The organism is Lysinibacillus sp. BS3 (assembly GCF_039614735.1).
Lineage (GTDB): Bacteria > Bacillota > Bacilli > Bacillales_A > Planococcaceae > Lysinibacillus > Lysinibacillus capsici.
The window spans coordinates 630171-645233 of sequence record NZ_CP154860.1 but is presented as its reverse complement, the minus strand read 5'-3'; the positions used below and the strand labels follow the sequence as shown (position 1 = coordinate 645233).

Annotated in this window: 13 protein-coding genes; 5 read left to right on the top strand and 8 right to left on the bottom strand. The window is 36.6% G+C overall.

Annotation, left to right across the window (positions count from 1 at the left end; genetic code table 11):
• The first annotated feature begins 65 nt into the window (after positions 1-65).
• Together AAJG31_RS03315 and AAJG31_RS03310 are read left to right on the top strand one after the other, a co-directional pair.
• On the top strand, positions 66-425 hold the full coding sequence (locus tag AAJG31_RS03315) for a DUF1304 domain-containing protein (RefSeq protein ID WP_066037869.1): 360 nt from the start codon (positions 66-68) through the stop codon (positions 423-425).
• Positions 426-924: 499 nt separating this feature from the next.
• Positions 925-1659, top strand: coding sequence for an SDR family oxidoreductase (locus tag AAJG31_RS03310; RefSeq protein WP_048394621.1), 735 nt, complete (start codon positions 925-927; stop codon positions 1657-1659).
• A gap of 349 nt (positions 1660-2008) precedes the next feature.
• Here AAJG31_RS03310 and AAJG31_RS03305 read toward each other — a convergent pair whose 3' ends face one another.
• From AAJG31_RS03305 to AAJG31_RS03290, 4 genes are all read right to left on the bottom strand, one after another.
• On the bottom strand, positions 2009-3145 hold the full coding sequence (locus tag AAJG31_RS03305; protein ID WP_054549299.1) for a zinc-dependent alcohol dehydrogenase: 1137 nt from the start codon (positions 3143-3145) through the stop codon (positions 2009-2011).
• 22 nt (positions 3146-3167) lie between these two features.
• Positions 3168-3530 (bottom strand): spore coat protein, encoded by a 363-nt coding sequence (locus AAJG31_RS03300; RefSeq protein WP_048394572.1) that lies wholly within the window; start codon positions 3528-3530, stop codon positions 3168-3170.
• Between the two features lie 12 nt (positions 3531-3542).
• Entirely contained in the window at positions 3543-3752 is a 210-nt protein-coding gene (locus AAJG31_RS03295) for a hypothetical protein (protein ID WP_016993944.1), read from the bottom strand.
• Between the two features lie 680 nt (positions 3753-4432).
• A protein-coding gene (locus tag AAJG31_RS03290; RefSeq protein ID WP_139111235.1) for an IS3 family transposase occupies positions 4433-5787 on the bottom strand; the annotation gives its coding sequence in 2 pieces (ribosomal slippage) (positions 4433-5334 and positions 5334-5787; 1356 coding nt in all).
• Positions 5788-6163: 376 nt separating this feature from the next.
• On the opposite strand from AAJG31_RS03290, the gene AAJG31_RS03285 reads away from it, so the two are divergent.
• Positions 6164-6403 carry a hypothetical protein gene (locus AAJG31_RS03285; RefSeq protein ID WP_004224260.1) on the top strand — a complete coding sequence of 80 codons (240 nt, stop codon included), beginning with the start codon at positions 6164-6166 and terminating at the stop codon, positions 6401-6403.
• A gap of 465 nt (positions 6404-6868) precedes the next feature.
• Here the strand turns inward: AAJG31_RS03285 and AAJG31_RS03280 are convergent, their stop codons facing one another.
• Entirely contained in the window at positions 6869-10900 is a 4032-nt protein-coding gene (locus tag AAJG31_RS03280; RefSeq protein ID WP_279494804.1) for a leucine-rich repeat protein, read from the bottom strand.
• A gap of 769 nt (positions 10901-11669) precedes the next feature.
• Between AAJG31_RS03280 and AAJG31_RS03275 the strand changes: the two genes are divergently transcribed.
• On the top strand, positions 11670-12809 hold the full coding sequence (locus tag AAJG31_RS03275; protein WP_225340947.1) for a hypothetical protein: 1140 nt from the start codon (positions 11670-11672) through the stop codon (positions 12807-12809).
• An 11-nt stretch (positions 12810-12820) separates the two neighbouring features.
• Positions 12821-13531: a hypothetical protein gene (locus tag AAJG31_RS03270; protein WP_139111252.1), complete on the top strand. Its 711-nt coding sequence runs from the start codon at positions 12821-12823 to the stop codon at positions 13529-13531.
• 153 nt (positions 13532-13684) lie between these two features.
• On the opposite strand, the gene AAJG31_RS03265 is transcribed toward AAJG31_RS03270, so the two are convergent.
• Genes AAJG31_RS03265 through AAJG31_RS03255 form a run of 3 tightly spaced genes read right to left on the bottom strand, consistent with a single transcriptional unit; the run spans position 13685 to position 14794 of the window.
• The gene (locus AAJG31_RS03265; protein ID WP_004224163.1) at positions 13685-13978 is read right to left on the bottom strand and encodes a hypothetical protein; all 294 of its coding nucleotides are present in this window, start codon (positions 13976-13978) and stop codon (positions 13685-13687) included.
• Positions 13908-14138: a hypothetical protein gene (locus AAJG31_RS03260; RefSeq protein WP_004224158.1), complete on the bottom strand. Its 231-nt coding sequence runs from the start codon at positions 14136-14138 to the stop codon at positions 13908-13910. The genes AAJG31_RS03265 and AAJG31_RS03260 overlap by 71 nt, the downstream gene beginning before the upstream one ends.
• 14 nt (positions 14139-14152) lie before the next feature.
• Complete coding sequence (locus AAJG31_RS03255) at positions 14153-14794, bottom strand: hypothetical protein (RefSeq protein ID WP_004224156.1); 642 nt, start codon at positions 14792-14794, stop codon at positions 14153-14155.
• Positions 14795-15063 lie beyond the last annotated feature (269 nt).

The following is a 15063-nucleotide window of genomic DNA, read 5'->3' as shown; positions in this document are numbered from 1 at the left end:
TCAAGCAATGTCCTTGATACACTTGAGGACATTGCTTTTTTAAAGATTTTTTAGGAGGGAATAGGATGTCTTCATTAACTTTTATTTTAAGCTTAGTCGTAGCAGCTGAGCATTTGTATATTATGTATTTAGAAACGTTTGCAACTACTTCTAAAAGAACAGCAAAAACATTTAATCTGTCTGAAGAAGCGTTAGAAAATGCAAATGTTCAAGTTCTTTTCAAAAATCAAGGCGTTTATAATGGTCTGATTGCGATCGCCTTATTGTATGGATTATTTTTGTCACATCAGCAAACTGAAATTGTTGCCATTTTTTTAATCTTTGTAATCATTGTCGCTTTGTATGGTAGCTTAACAAGCTCTAAATCGATTCTATTAAAACAAGGTGGACCTGCTATTTTAGCACTTATTAGTTTATTTTTCTAAAGGAATCTCTACATATAAAAAGATTGAAGTTAATGTAAACTTCAATCTTTCCTGCACACATATTCTAAAGCGTGTCGCACATTTTTTACCTCAGTTGGCCACAAAGAAATTCAATAGCAAAACATTGATAACACGACGTAATGCATAACAGACGTTATCTCTGTTCTAATGGAAGTATAGTGGAAGACTTATATAATTGTGAGCAAAGATTTCTTTTTAAGGAAGGAAGATAATTAGCTTACATCTAATATACAGATTGTCCAAAACTTTATTAACAGTCAAAAAGATATATATTGTGATGATTGTCTCTCTGAAAAGTTGGATATTAAACCAAGACAACAAATCAATCAAATTTGTAATAAGTTAAAAAAACAGGTCTTTTATAAAGAGAGGTTAAACAATGTTCTTCTTGCGCCAAAGATATACTTATCAATAATATAGAATTTAGGTAGAGTTTTTCATAACATCCTAACTTTTTAATAAAGGGGTAAAATAGATGATGCTTAAAAATAGAAAAGTAATAGTAACAGGTGCAGCTTCTGGTATAGGAAAAGAAATTGTTAAACAATGTTTAGATGAAGGTGCTTCAGTACTTGCTTGTGATATTAATGAAGACGCCTTAAGGGAATTAAAACAATCAATGAATGTCCCCTCAGATTTGTATACATATCAACTAGATGTAAGTATTTATGAAGAAGTAGTCAATTTTTTTGGAAATTTGGAAAGAGAACATTGTGATGTAGATAGTTTAGTTAATAATGCAGGGATTTATTTGGGTAAGAATATACTGGATTATCAAACCGAGGAAATTGATAAAGTCATAGATATAAACTTAAAGGGATGTATTTATTTTTCTCAAATGTTCGGGAAATATCTACTTCAGAGCGAACGTAAGGGAGTCATCGTGAATATGTCTTCTGTATCAGGTATGGAAGGCAGTTCAGATGCAATATATGGACTCTCAAAAGCTGCTATATTGGGATTAACTAAAAGCTGTGCAGTGAATTTCTCACCATACATCAGAGTTAATGCCATTGCCCCTACAATGGTAAACACTCCTATGATGGATGCAATACCTATTTGGAGAAAAGAGGAATATTTAAATCATCAGCTCATCGATACACCTGTAATGCCTGAAGATGTTGCTGATACTGTTATTTTCCTCTTGTCAGATAGATCAAAGCATTACACAGGTGCGACATTTGATATTAATAATGGTGGATATCTAAGGTAGTTCAAAAACTTATTCAACTGTTTTGCCAAACTAATTATTTACTCAGAAATTTGGCGCTTTTCTCAAATAAGGAAAGCGTCTTTCCTCATGGAAATAAAACAAATGGGATGTTGAGTTGTTCATTAGAAGTTGTTCAATGAAAGGAATCGCTACATAATGATTTTTGGTTAGGGAGGGGTTAGTTCTGTTGATCAAAATGTAGTTCGCCAGTCGAAGAGGCTTGGTGCTCAAATATTAATGCCATTTTGAAGAATCACTTTCAGATGTAATACATATAAATATGTACCCCTAGGTCAATGAAAAAGGTACTTTTGCAATGCAGAGACAAAAGTACCTGAAAACTTCTATATTAGGGTTTTAAAACCACTTTAATGCAACCTTCTTGCTTTGTATCGAATATTTCATAAGCATGTTTTGCTTTTTCAAGGGGGAGGACATGTGTAATGATATCACCGACATTCACTTTTCCTTCAGCCATTAAGTTATAGACATGGGGCATGATATGAACAACTGGAGCCTGTCCAGTACGAATCGCTACATTGCGTTGGAATATATCTCCAAGTGGGAAGGCGTTGTATCGACCGCCGTATACACCGGTAATTTGGATTGTTCCTCCTTTACGTACAGCTTGACTAGCTGTGACAAGGGCTCCCATAGCACCACCTTGAAGTTTTACCCCACTTGCAAGAAATTCTAGTGGCGTCATTTTTCCACTCATCCCTACGCAATCAATGACAACGTCTGCACCGCCCTTGGTAATCTCTTTCAAGTATTCACCACAATTTTCATGGTCTTCAAAATTAACAATTTCGACGTTATTTGTCTTCTTTGCATGTTTAAGACGATACCCGATGTAGTCAACTGCGATTACTCTTTCTGCTCCTTTCAGCCAAGCAAATTTTTGTGCTAGCAGTCCAACAGGTCCGCAACCAAGAATAATAACAGTATCTCCTTTCTTCACACCAGCATTATCTACACTCCAAAAAGCAGTAGAGGCTGCATCGGCAAGGAGAACGAGACTTTCATCAGGAACTTCTGATTTCTCTGGAATTTTGAAAGGAATAAAATTGCCATAGGGCACTCGCATAAACTCTGCCTGTCCTCCCGGAAAACCGCCCGTTGTGTCTGAATAACCAAAGTAGGCACCCATTTCGCCATTATCGTTTGCATTATCACATTGACTTTCCAGATCATGATTGCAGTACCAGCATTCCCCGCATGCAATATTAAAAGGAATGACAATCCTGTCACCCTTTTTAACCTTCGTCACATCTTTTCCAACTTCTTCTACAATACCCATTGGTTCATGACCAATGACATAATCTTGTCCAAGATTCGGAATCATACCATGAATCAAATGCAAGTCTGACCCGCAAATGGCAGTAGTGGTTAAACGAACAATAATATCATCGGCTTTTTTTATTTTAGGATCTTGTACTTCTTTAACCTCAACATTTTTTACACCTTGAAAAGTGACAGCTTTCATTTAAAAAATCCCTCATTTTCGTTTATTTTTTCGGTGGGGTAGGGAACATTCCTTTTCGATTCATATCTTTAGGGAATAAATCCAACTGGGCAATACTAATCGCATTTTCTGCTGATTTAATATCCAGTTCCTTTTGTCCTGCAAGATCATAAGGTTTTAGCCATTCTTTTTTTACCATCAGTTCAGAAATTTCGAAATATAAATCGACCATGACATCCAGCTGAGTTCTCAAGATTTTCTGAAGAGCAGGAGAAGCTGTTTCTGTTAAGGCAATTGAAAGATTCCGAATACCCGTTTTAGTTGTAAGTAAAAACTCAAGAGCAATCCCCGAATCAGTTAGTTCAGGCATTCCAACTGAATTTATAGGATCTAAATAGTCTTGCATACAATTGTCCTCCTAATATTCCAATTCCGATTTTGAGTAGAGCTTAACCATAGCAGTGAGTGCCGGGGTAGATAATTTTACATTTTTGTCCAATAACGCTCTTAAATCATCATCAAAGACCACACCTTGACTCAGCTTCGATTTAAGTAAACTAGTTGTCATAAAGTTAATGACTTCATGAAATTCCATGGTTTCATGAAGTGCTAATTTTTTCTCAAACACGTAATTCGCACCTCCATAATTTTCTTTAAAAAGTCTTCCCTGTAGCAAGTCTATTTATGCAAATTCGCATTGGATTAATTCTAAGACTATATTGATAGCTATAATCTGATTTAAAGTTGAATTTCCTCCATTCTTTTCACTCAACCCATTTATTACATTACTTATGTGCTTGAAGCCTTATGAAAATTGGTTTTAGGCGTTTTTCTCTTTGTCTAAAGAAAATGCGGGATGTATCCTAAAGGGCGCTTTTCTGAAATAAGGGAAGCTTCTTTTTTTCATAAATGGGTCATTTAATGAAAGAAGGGAGCAACACTTTTTTTAGATAAATTTATATAAAATTGGATATAAAAAAGGACCTTCAGTCTCTATAGCTGTCAGGTCCTTATTTTTTATACTATTTCATTTGTTTTTTAAAATATCTTCTACTTTGGTAAACCTCAAGACAACAAACAGGAGAATGAAGCCCAGTACATCCTGGATATAACTCAATGGTTCATCATCTTTTGAATGCAACCATAAATTTGCTTAACACACTGCCAAGAATTATTAATATTATATTAGTCCCAACAAGCCAACTGTGTGCATGCATTACTATACATTGTAATGTAAAGAAAAATAAAAAACCCCAAAAGCTGCATATAACTGAAGTGACCCCTATAAGTTAGACACGGTTATTTCGTTTAGGCAGCTTGGGTAAACTGAGTTCGGTATTCTACCGGACTCAGTTTTAATTTTGCCTTTAAACGTCTCGTGTTGTAATACGTTATATACTTTTCAAGTTCCTTTTTAAAATGCTCGACACTATCAAATTCCTTTAAGTAGAGGAATTCTGACTTCATGATGCCGAAGAAATTCTCCATGACAGAGTTGTCATAACAGTTTCCCTTACGTGACATACTTTGCACAATGCCTCTTGATTCAAGGGCGTGGCGATATTGTTTCATTTGGTAATGCCAACCTTGATCTGAATGCATCAATAATTGATGTTCCTCTGGCAACCTCTCTAGTGCCTTCTCCAACATTTCTGATACAAGCGAATATGTTGGTCTATGACCAATTGTGTACGTAATAATTTCGCCGTTAAATAAGTCTAAAATAGGTGATAAATAGAGCTTTTCACCAAACAGCTTAAACTCCGTAATATCTGTAACCCATTTTTCATTCGGTGCTTCTGCTATGAAGTTACGATCCAATCTATTAGGCGCAATCTTACCGATTGTCCCTTTATAAGATTTGTATTTCTTCATACGCACTAAGCACTTTAAACCTAATTCTTTCATGATACGTTGAACCTTTTTATGATTCACTTTTTTCCCACGATTTGCTAGCTCATCACGAATACGACGATAACCATAACGACCTTCGTGTTCGTTATAAATTGCTCGAATTTCGGCCTTTAACTCGGCATCTGGATCTGGACGATCCATCTTCTTCACTAAATCATAGTACGTGCTACGTGGAATGCCTGCGAATTTCGCAAGCGCCTTCACCGAGTATTTATGCCTTAATTCATAGATGACCTTTACTTTGTCTTCTTTGGTGATTTTTCCTTGGCTTGAACTAAGGCGTTCAACTTTTTTAAGTACTCATTTTCCATACGTAGACGATTGATTTCTGCTTGAAGTGCTTCAGGTGTCCCTTCTACTGGTGCTTGTTTTGGTTGTTTGTTCGTTTCTTTTTTCATGGATGGATGCCCCTTTTTCCTTGATTGAAGGGCATCGAATCCTTTTGTTTTAAATTGCTTTTTCCAACTACGAAGTGTAGAAGGCGTAGCTATCTTAAAGATAGCTGCTGTTTCAAGTAAGGACGTACCATTTTCAATCATAAAGTTTAGTACGTCTAGTTTAAACTGTGCCGAATAATTTGTATATCGCTTTATAAACGCTTCTACGCCATTATACTCATATTGTTTCGCCCAATTAAGAATTGCTTTGTGATCTGTTCCGATAGATTTAGCAATTTCATGTGAACTTTCATTGCCTTTTATGTAACGTAAGGCTGCTTGTAGTTTTTCTTCCGATGTAAATTTAGCCATATAAAAACTGCTCCTCCAAATGTTAGATGTGTCTAACATTTGGGGAGCAGTTCAATACAGTGGGGTTTTCACATAAGATCATCAGCTTATTCTAAATATAGTCCTACAACAACGGTTGGTATCGGTACTGCAACTGTAAATGGTGTTATGATTAATTCGCCGTATTCAAATCACACAGCAGCACCAGATTATAATTTCCATGGTAGTTTGAAAAATTATCAAATTATGTTAACAGGCAAAAGCCAACCTCTTAAAGCCAACGATATTGTAACTCTATTCTTTAGAGCACATTCATCTAACGGTGCAAATAGTAGTGCTACTTCGGTTGACCTGAAATGTAGAGTATCATAAACTTTCCATATAGGGGGTTAAATAGATGGCTCTTAGATGGAATAAGGAAAATATTATTTTCGATAGCTTACATGAAGCAGATGTATGGGCCGACTCAATAGGAAATGAGATTTATGCAAGACTATATGATGGTTATGATACACCAGATTATAAAATAGCTTATTCCTTAGCTTTTAGACTTGCTGAAATGAAAGAATTCAGAGTAATTACTGAGATTTCAATAGATAAGGAAACAAGATATAAAGTCTGGGTAATATCTGCTTAGAATTGATTACACTTATTTAAAACTTACTCCTTGAATACATCTTGAAGCCCCGAATTGTAGACACTTAAAAGTGAAAACTATTCGGGGTTTTTTGTTTTATAGCGAAACACTTTAAATATCTATGGGAATAAAAGTGGTATGTGATTGGATTCATCTATTAAATATTAAATTTAAAGCCTATTAATAAATGTGTGGTTTGAAATAAAGTTGCGAAGTTTATAAAAAAGACACGATGTTTAAAACAAAGTCGCGATAGTTATAAAAAAGTTGCGAAGTTATACCCCTTTGGATCACTGAGACCAAAGGATTTTTATAAAAAGGTAGTATTCCACAAACGGGCCATATTATTGAATAACAATTTTTAAAGATATATTACCAAACGACGCTTTGGTAACGTTCTATCCTACAAAAAAGACACCTATCTGATGGGAGTTGAATCCCAATCAGACAGGTGTCTTTTTTGTCTTATTTTTTCATCGTCATTTCTGTTGCAGCTGCTTCAATGACTCCGATTGCCCAATGACTAGCCGGTACATCACGGAATGTTGATTCGGTGATGTTTTCTACTGTTGGTCGTTCAAATAATTGGTTCAGGACTTTTACCGCTTGTGCACGTGTTAACGCACCATTCGGATTAAACGTTGTCGCACTGTTTCCAGTCATAATGCCGAGGGCACTTACTCTTTCAATCGATGAGGCAGCCCAATGGCTTGCTGCAACATCGGAAAAGACTTTTCCGGGCTTAGCGGTTTGACAATACGTTTTCGTGTCATCTTGTGCACACACTGTATCTACCCAGCGTGCGATGACACCCGCCATTTGGGCACGGGTAATTGTCCCATTCGGGTCAAATTTGGTTTGGGTTGTGCCATTAAATAAACCAGCTTGTTTCACAAACTCAATCGCATACTTCGAAGTATTCTTTTCCGTATCTTCAAAAGTTACTTCGGCTGTTGGAATTTTCCCATTTGTTAAGAAACGGGCTAACATTGTTGCCATTTGAGCACGTGTTACCGAAGCATTTGGTTTAAATGTGCCATCTGGGTACCCTTGAATGTAGGGCACTAATCGGTTTGTTTCTACTTCCTCTTTCTCTTCTTCTTGCACTTCTGAAGCATACACTAAGCTAAATGTGGAGAAATGATCGACTTCAAATTGGAATCCTTTCACACCTGGTTCAAATTCTACTATACGACCACGTTTTACTTCAGTTGTTGCGTCACTATGCTCAATATAAACAACCAGTGAGGCCATTTGTTCTGCTGTTAATGCAGCCGAAATTGGTAACGTAATCGTTATCGGACGATTTTGTAGATTCGTTTCAATCGTTACCGGTGTCCCTAACAATGAAAGGGTTGCTCTATTTGGCATCGCCTGTTGAATGTGTTCATTTTGTCGCACATTCGCCTGAATCATTTCCTGTTGTTGTGCCTTTACAGGCATAATGCGGAAGAATATATCCTCAGTGATCCCATTAAATGCGGTAGATGGCATCATCAAGTGTGCTAATGCTGTTTGCATAAAAAGATTCGTTTGTTGCTTGTTTAAATAGAGCCCAGCCGTTCGTGGGAGATGTAAAATCGCTTCTACTGTCGCCGTTTCTGCTGGGTATACGAGACGAATTGTTCGTTCCTCTTGATTCGACATTTGTTGTACTTGTACTTGAACAGGTTCCAATAAAACGTTTGCATGATAACGCACGATTCCTTGTTCAACCGTACGAATAATAGGGATGACACCTGAAGGCATCGGTTCCACTGAGTCGTCTGGTTGTGGTACCGGTGTCGTCTCTGGTACGGTTGTTGGTGCCTTCACCGTAATGGTAGCCGTATCAAATGAACTGCCGTAAGTAGCCGTAACAGTCACCGTACCGGGTGCGATTGCAGTTAAGGTACTTCCTTGGATCGTCGCAACCGTTGGATCGCTTACTGTAAATCCGGTTTTCGCCGTTTGATCTTGCGTAGTGCCATCCGAAAGGTTTTCTATTAGTTGGAAGTTTTGTGTGCCTCCAACAGTTAGTTGCCCTGTTTTAGGTGAAAGACTAATGCCTGTTGTTGTGACAGGAGCTGAATTCACCGTAATGGTTGCTGTATCAGATGTGCTGCCGTAAGTAGCCCTGACGGCCACCGTCCCAGGAGCAATCGCTGTTAAGACATTATCTTGCATCGTGGCGATGGCTGAATTATCTACTGTAAATTGGGCATTCCCAGTTTGATCTTGGGTTGTGCCATCCGAAAGGTTTTCTATTAGTTGGAAGTTTTGTGTGCCTCCAACAGTTAGTTGCCCTGTTTTAGGTGAAAGACTAATGCCTGTTGTTGTGACAGGAGCTGAATTCACCGTAATGGTTGCTGTATCAGATGTGCTGCCGTAAGTAGCCCTGACGGTCACCGTCCCAGGAGCAATCGCTGTTAAGACATTATCTTGCATCGTGGCGATGGCTGAATTATCTACTGTAAATTGGGCATTCCCAGTTTGATCTTGGGTTGTGCCATCCGAAAGGTTTTCTATTAGTTGGAAGTTTTGTGTGCCTCCAACAGTTAGTTGCCCTGTTTTAGGTGAAAGACTAATGCCTGTTGTTGTGACAGGAGCTGAATTCACCGTAATGGTTGCTGTATCAGATGTGCTGCCGTAAGTAGCCCTGACGGTCACCGTCCCAGGAGCAATCGCTGTTAAGACATTATCTTGCATCGTGGCGATGGCTGAATCATCTACTGTAAATTGGGCATTCCCAGTTTGATCTTGGGTTGTGCCATCCGAAAGGTTTTCTATTAGTTGGAAGTTTTGTGTGCCTCCAACAGTTAGTTGCCCTGTTTTGGGTGATAGAACTATGCCTGTTGAGTAAGTGGGCCACTTTGCATAAATTATCATAGGTGCTGTAACCGTATATGTCCATGAAGTAGTATACGATTGGTCCTCGAACCATCCGTGAAAAGTAGCTCCTGGCTTGGCTTGGTGATTAAATGCTGTCTGACTAAGTCTTGAAATTTGTCCTTTAAATTCAACTTGATTTAGCTGGTTATTATAAAAGGCAAAAGTCCCAATACTAGTCACACTAGAAGGAATGGTCACATTCGGTAGCTGGTTAGACGCAAAGGCAAAACCCCCAATACTGGTCACGCTAGAAGGAATGGTCACATCCGTTAGCTGGTTACTATAAAAGACATAATCCCCAATACTAGTCACGCTAGAAGGAATGGTCACATTCGGTAGCTGGTTATACGCAAAGGCAGAAGCCCCAATACTGGTCACGCTAGAAGGAATGGTCACATTCGTTAGCTGGTTATTATAAAAGGCAAACTCCCCAATACTGGTCACGCTAGAAGGAATGGTCACATTCGGTAGCTGGTTAGATCGAAAGGCAAAAGCCCCAATACTGGTCACGCTAGAAGGAATGGTCACATTCGTTAGCTTGTTATTATAAAAGGCATACTCCCCAATACTGGTCACGCTAGAAGGAATGGTCACATCCGTTAGCTGGTTACTATAAAAGACAGAATCCCCAATACTGGTCACGCTAGAAGGAATGGTCACATTCGGTAGCTTGTTATATCGAAAGGCAGAAGCCCCAATACTGGTCACGCTAGAAGGAATGGTCACATTCGTTAGCTGGTTAGACGCAAAGGCAGAATCCCCAATACTGGTCACGCTAGAAGGAATGGTCACATTCGTTAGCTGGTTAGACGCAAAGGCAGAAGCCCCAATACTGGTCACGCTAGAAGGAATGGTCACATTAGTTAGCTTGTTAGATTGAAAGGCAAACTCCCCAATATTGGTCACGCTAGAAGGAATGGTCACATTCGTTAGCTTGTTAGACGCAAAGGCAGAAGCCCCAATATTAGTCACGCTAGAAGGAATGGTCACATTCGGTAGCTGGTTATAATAAAAGGCAGAAGCCCCAATGCTAGTCACGCTAGAAGGAATGGTCACATTCGTTAGCTGGTTATTATAAAAGGCAAACTCCCCAATATTGGTCACGCTAGAAGGAATGGTCACATTCGTTAGCTTGTTAGACGCAAAGGCAGAAGCCCCAATGCTGGTCACGCTAGAAGGAATGGTCACATTCGTTAGCTGGTTAGACGCAAAGGCAAACTCCCCAATATTGGTCACGCTAGAAGGAATGGTCACATTCGTTAGCTGGTTATACGCAAAGGCAGAATCCCCAATACTGGTCACGCTAGAAGGAATGGTCACATTCGTTAGCTGGTTATATCGAAAGGCAGAATCCCCAATACTGGTCACGCTAGAAGGAATGGTCACATTCGTTAGCTGGTTAGACGCAAAGGCAGAATCCCCAATACTGGTCACCGCTTGACCATCAATAGTAGGTGGAATAGTGACGTCTTTTGTTGTTCCTTTGTAACTTTTAATGGTAACGCCTGTACCATTTGGATTTGTTAAAAAATCGGATTCACTATTCGCAGCACCATAGACCGGTATATTTCCCCATTGTAAATTGAGGAGTAACACGATTAGGAATAGACTAGCTAGTTTTTTCATATAGTAAGTCCCTCTCTTTCTTGTGATTTCTATGTACGAATAACGTCAACTTCTCTAGCATTCAGAACATACAAAAGTAAAAAATAACATACAAAGGTTAAAAATAGGTTAAAAATTTAAAATTAAGTAATTATTTTTTATACAAACCCATTCAAAATAACGTTCCCAAATAAAAGTTTGGGTAGACACAAAAGCCAAGAAACGCTGTAAAACAAACGTTACTTGGCTTTTTCATTGGATATTGTTTATACAAAGGTATATAAAGAGAGTTTACAATAAGACTTTTCAAAATATTGCAGAAAACATTGTAGGGGTGTTATATGAATAAAAACCTGTATATGGAGACTTTCTAAATCTGTATTCTTCTCAATCCTATATTACAATTGCTGGTGGTTTAGGTGAAACGATCTTCAACAAACGGGCGCGATTGTGGAGCAACACAGGTAGAAAATAATCAAACTTTTTTATTAAAACCTAACTTATAACTGCTAAAGAAAAACCCCTTTTGATCAATCTTTTTTCAAAAGGGATTCTTCTTAATTTAACATAAAATAAGGGTTTGCAAGGTAATTTTACTCAAACTTTAATTCAAAGCTACAGTTTCTCCACTAACTAGTAGCGATAGAACAAAGCATAATTTTATTTGTTATAATTTAAGTAATATATATAAAATAAGTAATAATATGGATAATTAACTGATTCTACATAGTCAAGTGACATTCAAGAACTAATTCGTTCCACATTTAAGCTAAAGAGAGTAGGGATGTTTATGTATAAAAAGCTTTCTGCGGATGAAAGAGAGCAACAGCTATCAGCATTAACTATAAAACAACGGAATTTTTTAGAAAACGAAATGAAACGTGGTAGACGGACAGTATTAGAAAACGTTATGAGAGAGGAAAAAATCACAGCACTCAAGTCCATAGATATAACTCTTCAAGAAGATGAGATGAATGTCGTAGATTGGTTGATTTCCGATTACAATGATTTTGGTCCAGGTAATCTAGATGGGCGATGCGCCTGTGGTCGACGACTACGATATATGTTTACCGTTGAACATCAAGTGACTCGGACAAAAATTCAATATGGGAAGGATCATTTGAGTGCATTTTTAAATATTGAAGTGAATGAAATAGATGGCGTTATAAATGAGTTAGATAAGATTGATTATGAACTAGATGAACTTTTATGGAAATTAAATAATAATGTGTACTACCACGAATACTACAATAGAATCCCTGATAAAACAGTAGTTTCTGAAAGCATTAAAAGGCATTTTGAAATGAATATTCCATTTTTAGATCGACAAATCAATAGGTTAAATAAATATTTTCAAAAACAAATGGAAGCATTAGAGGAAGAACAACGTAAAATTCAGCGTGAAGTTGACCTTGAAGAGCGCCAGAAAGAAAGAAGACGAATTGAAGAATTACTTCAGGAAAAGAAAAATATTGAGGCCACTTTAGAGGTTGTAAGAAAGGCTCAACGCGAAATTGAAATCAAAAGACAACAGCAGGAAAACGAACGTATAGAAAAATTGTCACAAGAAAAAAAGATGATAGAAGACAAACTAATTGAATCAGTAAAAGCACAGCTCGGCTATAATGCTGCTTTCGATGAAGTAGCATATTCACTTGTATTGAACGGTCAACATAGCGCGGTAGCAATTAGTCATATTATGGCTAATGATTTTGGCTTTAATAAGCATTTTTCTGTAGGCATTATGCATCGTCCCTTCATTTATTTTGATGTATTACTGGCTTTGAAGAAACAAGTGGATAAAGGATATCTTATTATGGATGAATCATCAAATATAGTGGATTGTATTTTCTATGTGAATCCTTACCGTGAGGAAGATAGAAGTAATGAATCCGAGGAGTTGCAACAACAAACTTTTTCACTTTTTTAATGGTAAATAATTTGGATGAGATAACTCATATTTTTGTTTATTTTAATGATTTTGATGCAATACTTGATGGATTTTACTTAGTTTCAGAAAATGATTTGTCCGATTTAAAAAGTTTGAAATCAGCAAGATTTATAATAAGAGATATAAACGGCAACGAAGCTTGGTTTAATAATTTGAATTGCGGTTATGGCGGTATAGGACCATCTTACTCACAAAAAGTACTTGAGAAACTTGGTATACCATCAGACAAGTCCAAATGTGTAAAAGATAGTAGTTATGACATAGTTAAGTATTTTAAAAATGAAAAAGGGGAGTTTGAAGTTTATCCTATTGAAAGTGCAATTACGAGAAAATCAGAATGTAAAGCAACTTTATATTATCACAAGGGAAAAATAGTTTGTTTGCAAGTTGAAGAGAATTACGTGTCTTATATGGATGATAAAACAAAGTTCTTATATGAATATTCATCGATTGTTCCCAATCCTAGTGATATTATCCTGTTTAATAATAGAGAGTCTGCTATTGAGCATGGATATTTCACAAAAGATTTTTTTGGTAATGATAAGGTTTACCAAGTAATATTAAGAGATCAGCATGGTAGGGAACTTTGGTTATGCCCTCCTGTTCATGATAATAGCGCCTTGAAATATCAAAAAAGTGTAAATGAAATATTAGAGTTTTGTGGTCTAGATGTAAAGTTTGAGGAAAACAAACATAAGTAAATATTAAACCGAAACAAGTTCCAGTAGAAGTAATTGAAATAAATAGCAGCTTATAGTTAATTTACATTAAAAGAATTGATTATAAAAGCACTCAAAACAAAAAAATCACACACATCAGACAAGTCTAGGTTGTGTGATTTTTATTTTCATGCATTAATATGCTGTGTAAGCAATATTTTTATTTTTTTCTCCAAATTCATTTGCGTTTTTATCATTAGTAGCATTTTTGAGTCCAAAATACACATCAAACCAATATAAATCTCTTTTTCTATTTAAATCACCTGTGTCCGTTACTTTAAAAATAGTTTTATTACTATAACCTTCTACATATAAAGCATTTTTTATGAGTATAGTAGAACCAAAAGGAAATATAGTATCATGGTTTGATGTTGATTTTTGATGAACAGCAACAGTCATATACTGTTTTTGGATAACTTGCTCCACCATGCCCTATTTTATTTCCTGTATAACCAGTTACTACACCTGCAATATGTTCAGAGAGCGCTTGTGTTTCGATGTCCGGTGTTTCGATGGCCTGTGTTTTCGGTGAAAATGTAAAAATAAATATAAAACAAGTAAGTATCGAGATAACTGCATTTTTCTTCATGAATACAACCCCTTTTAGTTTTTATATTGTTCTCTTTCAAATTCTTCTTCTAGCTCACCCGTTTCTGCATTGAACAATAAATAAATCATATTTTCCTTGGACTGGTCCCATCCGATAACCATCACAATTGGAATGTTTTTTTGCGAGTCTTTAGTAAAACTAAAATTATATCCCTTAGCAAAAGTGTCTCCGGGATAAATTTTGGTGATTTTTTGAGCCCTTTTTAGTAATTCAGGTGTATCATACTTAAATTCTTCAACACTAGAAATAAAGTGACTTTTAGGCATAGCGTTTAATTCATTAGGAACATGTACTTTATCTAGTACCTTTCCGTTTTGAATAGTTATTAAATAATAGTCTTTTTTATTTGGTATGCCAAATTCAATGCTCCAGTACTTTCTTCTGCCTTCCATTCCTGTTGGCGTTTTATCTTTGTCAACACTATTTCCACTATATAACATTGCTTCTTTGTTCCACTGAAGAGCCTCTTTTTGGGCAATCTCAATTGCTTCTTTTAACGTTAAACCCATTTCCATGTCAGGAGAAAAAGCAACTTCAGATTTTTTGCTCGAATCTAACGTTGTATCGTGGTCTGTACTTTGTTGACAACTTGCTAAAAATACACAAATGAAAAGAAGTAAAAAAAATTTCTTCATTAATTCCTCCCTCCAAAGAAAATTAATTTTAGTTGGTATAAGAGTAATTTATACATATAATTTCAAATACCTTCCATTAATTAAAATTTTTATGAAAAGGTCTCTTCGATTTCTATTTACCTAGAAGAACGCCAGAAAGAAAGAAGATGAATTGAAGAATTACTTAAGGAAAAGAAAGAAATTGTGGCCACTTTAGAGGCTGGAAGGAAGGCTCAACGCGAAACTGAAATCAAAAGACAGCAGCACAAGAAAATAGATGATAGAAGACA

Coding starts and splice junctions, on each gene's coding strand:
- AAJG31_RS03300 (WP_048394572.1), bottom strand. CDS start 3,530: ATGCAAGACTATTTAGATCCTATAAATTCAGTTGGAATGCCTGAACTA.
- AAJG31_RS03280 (WP_279494804.1), bottom strand. CDS start 10,900: ATGAAAAAACTAGCTAGTCTATTCCTAATCGTGTTACTCCTCAATTTA.
- AAJG31_RS03265 (WP_004224163.1), bottom strand. CDS start 13,978: ATGGTGGAGCAAGTTATCCAAAAACAGTATATGACTGTTGCTGTTCAT.
- AAJG31_RS03305 (WP_054549299.1), bottom strand. CDS start 3,145: ATGAAAGCTGTCACTTTTCAAGGTGTAAAAAATGTTGAGGTTAAAGAA.
- AAJG31_RS03275 (WP_225340947.1), top strand. CDS start 11,670: ATGTATAAAAAGCTTTCTGCGGATGAAAGAGAGCAACAGCTATCAGCA.
- AAJG31_RS03285 (WP_004224260.1), top strand. CDS start 6,164: ATGGCTCTTAGATGGAATAAGGAAAATATTATTTTCGATAGCTTACAT.
- AAJG31_RS03255 (WP_004224156.1), bottom strand. CDS start 14,794: ATGAAGAAATTTTTTTTACTTCTTTTCATTTGTGTATTTTTAGCAAGT.
- AAJG31_RS03315 (WP_066037869.1), top strand. CDS start 66: ATGTCTTCATTAACTTTTATTTTAAGCTTAGTCGTAGCAGCTGAGCAT.
- AAJG31_RS03310 (WP_048394621.1), top strand. CDS start 925: ATGCTTAAAAATAGAAAAGTAATAGTAACAGGTGCAGCTTCTGGTATA.
- AAJG31_RS03260 (WP_004224158.1), bottom strand. CDS start 14,138: ATGAAGAAAAATGCAGTTATCTCGATACTTACTTGTTTTATATTTATT.